Annotated in this window: 6 protein-coding genes; 1 reads left to right on the top strand and 5 read right to left on the bottom strand. The window is 39.3% G+C overall.

The genetic code is table 11. The features are described from left to right. The first annotated feature begins 24 nt into the window (after positions 1-24). Positions 25-237 (top strand): hypothetical protein, encoded by a 213-nt coding sequence (locus tag Q1R07_RS03995; RefSeq protein WP_300486233.1) that lies wholly within the window; start codon positions 25-27, stop codon positions 235-237. Between the two features lie 156 nt (positions 238-393). On the opposite strand, the gene Q1R07_RS04000 is transcribed toward Q1R07_RS03995, so the two are convergent. The 5 genes from Q1R07_RS04000 to Q1R07_RS04020 form a co-directional block, all read right to left on the bottom strand. Further along, positions 394-3,636: a hypothetical protein gene (locus Q1R07_RS04000; protein ID WP_300486235.1), complete on the bottom strand. Its 3,243-nt coding sequence runs from the start codon at positions 3,634-3,636 to the stop codon at positions 394-396. A gap of 145 nt (positions 3,637-3,781) precedes the next feature. Further along, positions 3,782-4,048 carry a hypothetical protein gene (locus Q1R07_RS04005; protein WP_300486237.1) on the bottom strand — a complete coding sequence of 89 codons (267 nt, stop codon included), beginning with the start codon at positions 4,046-4,048 and terminating at the stop codon, positions 3,782-3,784. Position 4,049: 1 nt separating this feature from the next. Continuing rightward, positions 4,050-7,193: a hypothetical protein gene (locus Q1R07_RS04010; RefSeq protein WP_300486239.1), complete on the bottom strand. Its 3,144-nt coding sequence runs from the start codon at positions 7,191-7,193 to the stop codon at positions 4,050-4,052. A 12-nt stretch (positions 7,194-7,205) separates the two neighbouring features. Then, on the bottom strand, positions 7,206-10,001 hold the full coding sequence (locus Q1R07_RS04015) for a hypothetical protein (RefSeq protein WP_300486241.1): 2,796 nt from the start codon (positions 9,999-10,001) through the stop codon (positions 7,206-7,208). Between the two features lie 30 nt (positions 10,002-10,031). Continuing rightward, a partial coding sequence (locus Q1R07_RS04020; RefSeq protein ID WP_300486243.1) for a baseplate J/gp47 family protein occupies positions 10,032-11,786 on the bottom strand: 1,755 nt, incomplete at its 5' end.

The raw sequence follows: 11,786 nt of genomic DNA on the forward strand, positions 1-11,786 counted from the left end.
TGAAATATCAGACAGGATTTCTGGATGAGCAAACTGCATTATAACAAATGGGACTTTGTAATTATCCATAAGGAAAAAGGCATTCTGGTAAAACGTATCATCAACCACGATGTTGAAAACGGCATTATTACGCTACATTCTTTAAATGATTATTACAACGATTTTGAAATACACCTGAAAGATGTAGCCAAACTGTTTAACATTATAAGTACAAGACGCAAAAACAACCGGCGATAGTAAAATATCACCACCCAACCATTAACGTGGTTTCTTTAAATTCTCAAAAAATCAAACAAACAGAAACGTCGGGCCTTTCGGCCCTTCGTTTACCTGTCATGAAACAACCTCAATCTGCTCATTACCTCAATTAATTTAACCTACTAAGTCCAACAACTACACTGGTGGCAGTTGTTCAATCTCACTATAAACCCAATAGCCATTCGCAAAATAGTCTCTTGTTCCGCCTACTTCGAGATTATACACTCTATACAGTCCCGTTATAAAATCGGCATATTGTAGCGGATAATGTTTTGTATCTTCTTTATAAAGCAAATTATCTACTTGCAATAAGCTTACCGGAACAGACGTAACAAACTGTTCTGTTTTTTCAGGTTCAAACGATTTCCATCCCTGATTGGTACCAACCGGATGTGCTCCGGTTATAAAATGGTTTTGATCATTCAATCGGTACAACCTTACTTCGTCCATATAATTCACCGTCTTCAGAACCGTAACAATCCCTGTTTTGGATTTTAATCGATCACCCACTACAATCTCCTGAATTTTCTTTTTATTTCCATCATACATCGTAATCAGGGTGTTTCCCAGGAACGATGTTCCGCCTCGCATTTCAGCCTCCTGAACATTAACTTCAGCTGTACTTCCCAAATGTGAATGATAACCACCTGTACTGCTGCTCAAAAACACATCAATCCGTCTCTGGCCCACAGGAAGCTGCCCAAAATTCAAAATATTTGTGGATGTGCGTTCCTTTAATACACCGTCCAAACTCCATTCATATTCTAATCCCTGAATATTACTTGGATTACTCGTAACCGCCCGAACAGTAATCTGATCATTGGTTGTTGGCGCTGATGGGCTCACAACTAAACTCGTAATAGTAGCCAGTGCTTTCACATCAAACTGAAGCGAAGCAGACCCTTGTAAATTATTCGAATCTTTAACCGTTAATGTAATCGTAAAGACTCCGGCTTGAGTGAATGCAACCCCTATCGGGTTAGAATCTACATAGAGAATCACACTAGGATCACTAGCGGTCCATATATAACTTGAATCTGTGATAAGACCGGTTCCAGGTGTTACTACTTTAGAAATCTTTACCGAGTTTCCTTCGGGTACAGACACGTTCGTATGGGAAGGCGTAAGGCTTACCGTAGGCGGTGTTCCGGTTTGTGGTTGTTCCGGCACGTACCAATTTGGAAGCGTTACCACCTGAGAACAGCCACTAGCTGTTGAAACCAGTACATTTATCGGGTTTCTTCGAGCGGTATTAAAGAATATATTTTTAACATTACCTAAAGTATCCGGTTTGATAGTTACATAGCTTCCATTACCCAGAAAATCCCATTGATACTCATATGCTACTCCATTCGTATTTGAAACGTTAAACGTTACAACAGTTCGCGTCGAATCGCCTTCCGGATATTCAAATTTGACCGGACTGATTGTTACGGCAGGTACCGGTAACAGTTTAACCTTACAGTTGGTTGCTTTTCCGTTTACTGTAAAACTGATTTCCTGATTCTGTAATCCTGGTTCAACCAGACTCGGATCAAACATATATTGTCCGTTGACCTTTGTCACACCGCCAAGAAGTCCATTGCTGGCAACTGCCTTTACTACGCCATTTGACGGCGTTACGGTAAAGACCATCGGTTTTCCGTTTTTACAAACCGTTGGAGACGGAAGGCTTAACGAAATCGGTGTTTTTGGCGTACAACAGATATATGGCAAGGTAAAATCGGCGATAACCTGTGGTTCTTCTTCCGATTTATAGACCATCACAAAAGTACTACCACTAAAAGCGCCACCTCTATGTTCCAATCCTGGGTTTTTCCCTACATAATCGGCAAAATCAGCTTTATAAAAATCTTTATTATCAACCAGTTGCGCGAGTGACACACTCATAATTTCGAAGCCCAACTGCTTCGTATCTTTTAACATCTGAATCACGTCAACCGCCTCACGATAATCACCGCCCTGATGTCCTTCAATACGATAATAAGGCATCTTGTCGATATTGTAATCGAGCGGCATTTGTACGTTATATGCTAACGAAAGATTCGTTTTATCATAATTTAAATTCGTGTCGAAATCCCTGTTACTTGTTTTATCAAAATTCCAAAGGCGTAAAAGCTCATCGGAAATGTTATAATAAAACGGAATGGCTCGATCTCCTAACGCACTTTTGTGCTTTGATGGCGTAATAACAATTTCAGTACCAATTTGGGTCGGATTTCGGAACGAAAGGATCATGACATTAAAGCGTTCGATTAATGTTCTAACTCGTAATGCCTTTTTTTCGCTGTCCAAAACCGGCGAATTATAAAACTGATGTCTGGTATAATCGTATCCGGCTGTTGGAATCATTTTCCCTAGTATGACATGATTTGGAAAAGAGGCTACATCGGGCAACGATCTCGTAAATGAATTTGGCAATAATTTGACAATTTCGGCATACGTTTCCGCTAAGTCTTTAAGAACATCATAAGCATATTGGAAATTATTACTTTGATCGGCAAGCTGGTTTAGCGTACTCACAAAGCCAGATCGGTTGATCAACGGAATGTTCATTTTTCCAGAAATAAAATCAATATTCGAAAACATCCATCCATAATCGTTTTCTGTCATATTATTTTTATACGCCTCTCTTAATTTATCCGGTACTACCATTTCTGGTGTTGCAAAAACACGTTTTAATTTTCTAGCTGTTGTTGTGCTTCCGGAAATCATGCGTTCCGGAAAAACGTGATCCTTACTCAGAATTTTATCCACACCACTTTGTGTGGTAACCAATACTTTTAGGTTTCGAATTTGTTGGATTCCATGATTATCACAATCAACGCCACGACATGGTTTTACTTCTTTTTCATAACTTTCAAGATAAAGCAGTAAGTACTTGTTCGCGAAATCGCCAAGCGTTGCCAACGGCTGAAAATTTTTTGTAGCTTCTTCGGCTGTTGCCAATTCCCAAAGCTCAACTTCCTGTTCTTCTAAATTGTTATGAAAAGGCGGATACATGGCTTTACTATTGTCATAAACTCTCCAATGCGTATAGTCTCTATCGTATATGTTTATGTCTTTTAGTTCGCCCATATAGAGGTCGCCACTTAAATCCTGGGTTTTGCTTTTTTTGTTTAGCGTAAGCAAATCGCCATCTGTAGTGACCGCAACACCTTGTGAAAGATTTATAGTGGTTAGCTGGTTATTTTCGTAAATCGGTTGTGGTTCTAAACCACAAACAATTCCTACGCCTTCCATCATAACCCGAGACAAACGATCCTGATCTTCGAAAAAATCCAGGAACTCGTTAAATTGTAGATCTTCTACTCTTTGCCCTTTACTAAATTTTCGGTATTGGGTTGCTATCTTATTTAATTGATAATTGTAATTCATTTTTAATAATTTAAATGGTTTAGCAGCTTCCCTTAGGACGATAAACTGCGGTTATTCTGACGATCATTACGGTGTTCTTATAACCGCAGTATCGGTCCTAATCTTTCTAAAGCATTACGCGTTTATAACTATTTTAAAGATGTCATTACTTACAACTTTTGCACCCACAACCCGTATCTGCATGAGCTGTTTTTTTCTCCAACGTTCCTAAATAGCTGTTGTATTTTGCTATAAAGGCATCGGCAGATTGCGTCATAATAACCCTATCTTCTACGGTATCAAAACAAAAAAGAACCTCTTCATTATTCATTACCATAATTTGTTTTATATCGATAACGCCATCGCTTGTGGTAAGCAAACTATTTGCCTCAATGACGATTCCGTCTTTTTCATATTGTTCGATCAGTCTCATATTATTTCTTTATTTCTCCTGTACAAGGGTTAATAGTTAAGAAGTTATTTTTCGGACAACCGTTATAAATTACCGCACCATCTAATTTCAATGTAGTCCAAGCTACACCGCTATGGCAAGAACTGTCTGCACAAACCAATGAGAACGAAATGAATCCGTCGTTAGGTTGGTTTGCCGCAACAATGGCCTGTGCTTCCGCAGCCGAAATGCTATAAACCCATTTACGTGATCTTCCGGAAGTTTCTCCATCAGCATATAACTGTCCAGGCTGAAGCGCTGCGCTACCATTATTTAAGTTCACAATGTTGCTACCATTGGCCGCATTACCAAGTTGTATTGAGTTCGCTAATAACTTGAATCGAGCCGAGTTACAAGCGTGTCCACCCGGACAAGGTCCTTTGGTATCGTGATACTGAATCGTGACTTCTAAACCGGATAAACATTTCACAGTGGTTTGTCCTGTGATTACAATCGGTTTAAGATCATATTTTTTACCACAATTGTTGGTGTTCGAAATGGTAATCGTTGGTCTGAAAGTATCTTCCTGACCGGCAACAAGTTTGTATATGTTTGTGATTTTACCATCTAATGGCACTGAACCTGACGATTTTTTACCATCGCCAAAATCCATCACATACGTCAGACCGGCACGCGGTTCGCTAACCGTAAATACTACCGTTGCATCCGGATGATCTGGAACTTCTCCATGAATTGGTTCCGAAACGGTTACCGTTACATTTGGCAATGCATGTACTATCATTTTGGCTTCCACAGGATCTTCGTTAACGGTAAAGGTGATTGTTTTACCTAAATCGGCGGCGGCCACAAGACTTGGATCGAAGAAGTTCTGACCCGCGGTTTTACTAACCACTTTCACTTCCTTAGTTCCAACAAATGCTTTGATGTCGCCATCCAAAGGAATGATTGTAAACGGAATCTTCGCATCATTCTGACATAATTTAGCAGAAGGCAATGCCATAAACACCGGATCTTTTTTCGAACAACATAAATAAGGCAATGCAAAATCAGCCAAAACGGTATTATGTTCTTCCGATCTGTAAACCAGATATAAAGTACCGCCAATCGGCACACCACAACCATGTTCCAATCCTGATTTCAGGTCAAGGAAATCGCCTAAAAATTCGGTATCTACTTTTTCTTCTTTTGCCGTTTGTGTCACAATCGAAATCCCGGAATCGATTGCTTTAAAATCGATCGTATTCAACAATTTTAATTGCGTATCCAAACCGGATATTGTTCGTAAAGTCTGTTGCAAATTGACCTGATTACTGATATCGCTGGAGATAGAACCCAATTGCGCTCTTAGCTCTTTGATTGATATCGTCGTTAACTCCGGCGCAGGAGGTAAAACAGGTGTGTCTGGCACAGTCGATCCATCACTTGGTGCAGCGGCAGTAATATTTGAAGCATCAGCCTGAGCAGCTGTAGCATTATCTAAGGCACTCATCCGAGCGGTTACTGCGCCAGTGGTTGCAGCAGTGGCAACAGTAGCTGTCGCGGCAGTAGCCGTTGTAACAGTTGCATTGAGCGATCTGCTAGTGCTTTTTTCCAATGATAATCCGGAAACTTTAAATGCCAATCCATATTTATCCCTAAGGGCATTAATATTTTGCATGGCAATCGTATACGGCATTCCAACAGCACCTTCAACTCTATAATAATCGTTGTGATCCATATTGTACAACAACGGATTTCGAATAAAATCGTCGGTTGCCAAATTGGTTTTATGGTAACTCAGATTATACTTCTCTTTATAATTTTTCGTTTTTTTGAAATCCCATTTCTCCAACAGATCCTGATTTATATTATAATAAAACGGGATGGCCTTTTCGCCTAATTCAACATAGGTGTTAGACGGCGTAATAACGATTGGCCCTCGGAACGATTGGAAATTTTTAAGTTTTAATGTAAAACGGTTTGCCAATGAAAGTAATTTTTCTTTGTTTTCGTCTTCATTGGTATTGATTGGCGCATTATAAAAATCGTGACGGTAAAGCGTATGATCACCCTGATTTAAAGGAGCCCCAAGAGGTCCTAACAAAAGGTGTTTTTGAAATGCGGTCATATCCGGACAACATTCAGACTTAAGGTGTAATACTAATCCTTTGATTTCGTTGTACGTATCCACTAAATCTTTTAACAAGTCATAGCGATACTGATAATCGTATAAACTCGTATTTAATGCCTGATCCAGTTTATCTCTCAAGCTTAACCCGCCAAAATCCATTTCAATATCAAACATTTCTGCGATGAGATTAAAACTAGCATCCAAATCGGTAATAAGCGTACTACTCTGAATAGCATTCTGGAATTTTGTGCGTAAAGCCAATTCCGTTGTAACATTTCTATCCAGAATTACTCTTGGCACTTCAATGTTTTTTAACTGCTCATAAAGTAACTGGTAGTTATTGTACTGTTGATAAATACTGTCGTATCCATTACTGTTTAGCGCATAGAAATCCATGTCGCTTCTGTTTGCCAAAAGCACTTTAAGATCGGCCACCTGTTCGGCACCGTTATTGTCGCAATCGACATTCTCGCAAGGTCTTTCTTCATTCGAATAGCTTTCCAGATATAGGATTACGATTTTATTTCGTACTTGCTGTTGTAATCCGGATACCGGATGAAAGGTACTGGCCGTGGCTCCTTTTGCGATCAAAGCCTGATAGTCTTCCTCGGTAAACAATTCCAATAGCGACATTTGTGTGTTTCCGCTATAGAAATGCGGATATTTGTAGGTATCCAAATACGGTCTATAGTAAGCATATTTGAATTTTGTATCACCTATTTTAACCTCTTTCGTTTTAGAATTAGGAATATTTTTACGCAACGTGATCAGATCACCATCGGTGGTAACACCTACCCCTTGCGAAATTGTGATAAATCGAAATTGCTCTTGCTGTTGCGGTTGCGCCGGATTTACAACCGAGATTCGTCCCGCAATATCCGTCTGAAAGCCGGTTTCAAAACCACAACCGATCCCAACACCATTTAATCTGGTTCTTGACAAACGATCCTGATCTTCAAAATAATCAATAAATTCATTCAATTGCCCTTCGGTTAACGCCTGGTTGACGTTGAACTTTCTATACTGGGTCGTGATATTATCTAATTTAGTGTTCATTCTTTTTCTGTTTTATATGTTTGATTGTCCTAGTATGATTTTTCCATCCAGACTGTCGTTATCGTCCACGGCACAGTCTAACAGCCTTCCCGGCTTATAGATATTGTTCAGGTTGGTTAGTGCATCCAATAATTCTTTGGTACTATTCCCCAAACTGCTAACATTATTTCGTGCTTTATCGAGAAGGAATTTTTTATAGGTCCTTTCGAAATCCGACAGATCACTCATCGCGGTTTCGATCTCACCCTGTCTGTCGCCAACCCAACAAATTTTTGCTAAAACGTGTGCCGGAAGTTCTTGTCGGATAACCGTTTCGGCATAACGTCTAAAATCATAATCCGCAAAACGATAGGCATATCCTGAAAGCACTACGCTGACACGGTAAGAATACGGATCAAAAATATTGTCAGCTTCCTCACAACCCTCTTCGCAGGTGGTCATAAATGCATTCGGATCGGCAGCTCCAGAGCCACCATCACCGTCATACATCACGATAAAGGTGTCTTCAATCGACATACAACCGATACCGCCCATCAAATCATAATTTTTAACCGATGGTTTTAATAACATGTGTTCTACCAAGAACATTCCTTCTTCGGTAAAACGATATTTGAAATAATCAACCAGGTTGCGAATTCCGTCTTTTAAGGTAATCTGAGTCGTATACGGGTTTGTTTTCTTATGACATGCAATAACTACTGGCACTTCGGAATCGTCTACAATTTCCAGGTAGAAATTTTCCATTTCCGATTTACGGACGATGATGTTTCCAATACGTTCGCCTCCATCAAAAGTAACGTCCAGCTTGTTTTCAAGATCTTCCTGATCAATCTGAATGGCTTGATAAACCGCTTCGTTTAGCGCATGCGTAGCACCATACTCAATCTTATAGCTTTTAACACCGCTTAAAATAACGGTATTGTCGGCAGTATCCTTAATACGCCATTTAAAAGCCGGCGCTCCGTTTTCTGTAACTTCAATAATCTGAACCGGCGAATTGGACACATTTCGGTGCTTGTAATCTTTCATTCCCAACAATCGCGCAATTCTTTTTTGTACTCCGGAAACGTTAGTGGTGTTCCATAAATCGTCGTCGGCTGTCAGGGTATAATTATGTCCCAATCCTCTATCGGCACTCAATGTGCTGTATTCGCCCAGGAAAACTTCTTTGTTTCGCAATACAATTTCATCCGTAGATGCACCGTAAAGTGTTTTCATCAGGAAGGTATAATCGCTAAATGTTTCTGCAAAACGGGAAATCAAGTGATCCAGAATCATGTTTCTTCGTTCTACACTATTGTCCAGTTCTTCATATAAAGAATCGGTAAGCTTATCGTCGTCGTTGGTTACATAATTCTTTACCAGCGTTTCAAAACCATTAATTCCTTTCAGTGCCTGAGTAAAATAGGTTCTTTTCAATGTCCCGTTAACACTCAGTATTTCTTTTACTTTTTCAAGATGTTTGAAATAACTGGCCAGTACTTTATCGAAAAACAGCAAATACCCTTGTAATTGTTTGGCAAGTACTTCTCTTTCTACACCCGGATTTCCAATAATTCCGGATTTTCCTACACCGTAGGTATCCGGGAATTCATTCAAAATAGAGGCATAATTACCCAAGTCATAGGCCGTTCCCGTAGGTATTTCCAATGTTTTGTTTAATCGGGCATCTTCCCGAAGTGCTTCCTGCTCCAATCGGAATGATTCCAGGTAGGCGTCTACTTTTTTACGATTGATATTTAACGGAAGCGATCCTTTGGAATAGCTAAACGAACTTAGGTCACATAGCACCGGTTTTTTTCCTTCTCCGATACAAATCACCCATTCATCGCTTTGTTGTAAAGAACCATCACATCCGGCGATCGAAATTTCTTTAATTTCCTGAACGCCTTCAACTTTCATAATCACATTGATGATATCGGACAGCCGTACTTCTTTTCTTAGCTGGCTGTTTTTAAGTTCTTCGGTATCGATAAAACCATTATCCAAAAGTGGTCCGTCAAAAATCTGATCGGTCGTATACCCTTTGTCAAGCATTTGCTTTAAGGAATAGAAATGCACTTCCGGCGACAGGTAATTGTTGATGCTTCGCAACACTTTTGCGTGTACTAGCTCTTCATCGGCTTTGTTTGTAACGCCAATCCGGGCACAAACTGCGATACTTTGCGTTTCAACTTCTTTGATATCGACTAAATCCTCACAAAGGCTTCTGTTGGCGTGATAACGCTCCAGAATTTTGATTCGGGTGTTCGATCTGTCGCATACGTCGGTTGGCGCTTCTCCATCAAGGTCTTCTCCATATTCAACATAAAGATCATAAAGCCCTTTTGCCGGGAAGCTTTTTGTTTTTTCTACGCCTAAATCGTTCGGATTTAACGCCAATCTTGTGGAGTCACAATCGGCATAAATCAATTCTGTCCGCGGACGCAACCAACAGTTACTTACGGCTCTGCTACTTCCTGATTTTAAACCAATATCGATAAATAATTTTCTGTAATCCAGCTCATTCAATGGTCTTGAAGGCAGAATTTCGGCTGCTTTAATAAATTGATTATCAATATTTTTACCCGCCTCTTTAGACGACAAAATATCTTCCATATTAAGGTTCATACGCATGCCCAGATCGGTAATGGCATAACTTAACACTTCCAAAGTAGTGATCCCGGGATCATGAGAATTATAATCGGTCCAAAGTTTACTCCCCAGTTCTTCTATGTATTGAATACCTGTCTTTCGTAGGAACTGAAAATCTAACTGGTCTTCGGTTTCTACTTTTTTAGGTATACTAATATGACTATTTTCTGACATAATTATCTATTTTTTATCTATTTGTTTTGTTTAAATACATACCTGTTTTGCAATAACCACTTCATGTTGTTTTGCGGATACTAATATGGATTTTGGATCTACTTCAATTAAATATTTTGTCTGTATTTCACCATTAATCATTACCTGTAAACTGTCGATATAATCAACATAATAAAGTTGCTCCAAATAATTAATCAACTGATTTACATTGAGTTTCACATTAAAAGAAACTACATCAGAATCTCCGAAAGCCCAAGGCGATATAAATTTTTTAATATCTTCGTCCAATTGCTTGCTGTAAAATGCCTCATCATATTCGTTATAGAATTTCGCTTCTATTTTTACAGTAGCTTCCTGATAATTTGGATTGATCACATGAGTTTTAACATGCATTGAATTTAATTCGTTCACATAGTTTTGAATCTTGTTCAAACTGGCACGACTCACTCGTGGCTGATAGATGTCGAAAGCATTTTTATTTTTTGTATTCGGAATCACAACCAGTGTTACATTACCGGGCGCCATAAATGATTTTTCGGACGTATGGTTCAAACATTTCACCATAAAAACCTCTGGAAATTCCTGCAAAACAAGGTGCTCATAATCCCATTGTGTGATCGCTCTGTTTTTGTGTCGTAATCGTTCGCTAACACGTCTGTAGAAAGCCGCGTCAGTTTCCTTATATTTTCCGTCGAACGAATTATAAGGCTGACTAACCGATTTAATCTGCGGTACTCTTGTGATTAGTTTTGTGATGGTTCCCGCTTCCAATCCATGATCCAGGTGTGTCAAATCGTTGTCCTGATTCTGGAAAGTAGCCCGAACCGCTTGTGTATAAATCCCCTGAATTTTACATACGGCGTCATAGCTTGTTTTTGTTGTAGCTCTGATCCATGTCCCTTTTTTCTCAAATAAGGTTGTGTTTATATCAATATCCTTTGGAATCTTAAATTTCAGAATTCCGGATTCCAGGAATCGTTTCGTCTCGTTTGTTAGGATATTGTCCTTAAGACTTCTCCATGTATTTTTAGAAAGAATATGCCATTCAATATTTTCATTGTCTGCGAAAGTATCTGCCAACGTGTTTTCACTTCCTTCCAAAGCCTGGATTAACAAGGATACTGTTTCACTTGGATTAGCATCCAGGCAGATAAACAATTCGCCTCCTGGCTTGTGAATCGGTACAATATTTAGCTGTGTCATTTCTTTTTCAGTCTGACCAAATGCATCTTCATAAAACAAGGTTACTTCTTTGTTTTTTGATGATTTTTTAGTGTTAGCCAGAATACTTCGACTCGTAACAGCACTATCCAAAACCGAATTACTCAGTTCGAGTTTTTTGGATGATTTTAATAAACTCGATGACTTTATTAAGCTGGATGATTTTATTAAGGCTGGAGATGCTATTAAATTATTTGCTAAAATTTTTCCACCTGTATACGCACTTTCTGAAGCCGAATAGTTCAATTCGATGCTTTGAGTCAATGGAATATACGGTTCATTTGGGATCAGGATGCTTGTTTCGCCACTGGTTAATGCCAGTGTATATAATTTTGGATAGACATCCTGTAATGCCGATTGTTTTAAGGTTAATCGGATCGACTCGGAAGTTCCCGCAAGTGCACCTGCGTTTTGGATCGTAAAATTCGTTTGGTAGCCCGTTTCCGTTTTTTGGTACAACTGGATATCTGTCCCTTTTATAGCCCATCCTTCTTTTCCTAAAAGAAAAGCATTTGCTTTAAAATGATCGTCTTGAACCACAACGGAACTCTTCGTTTTAGCAGC

This window comes from Flavobacterium sp., assembly GCF_030146175.1.
Lineage (GTDB): Bacteria > Bacteroidota > Bacteroidia > Flavobacteriales > Flavobacteriaceae > Flavobacterium.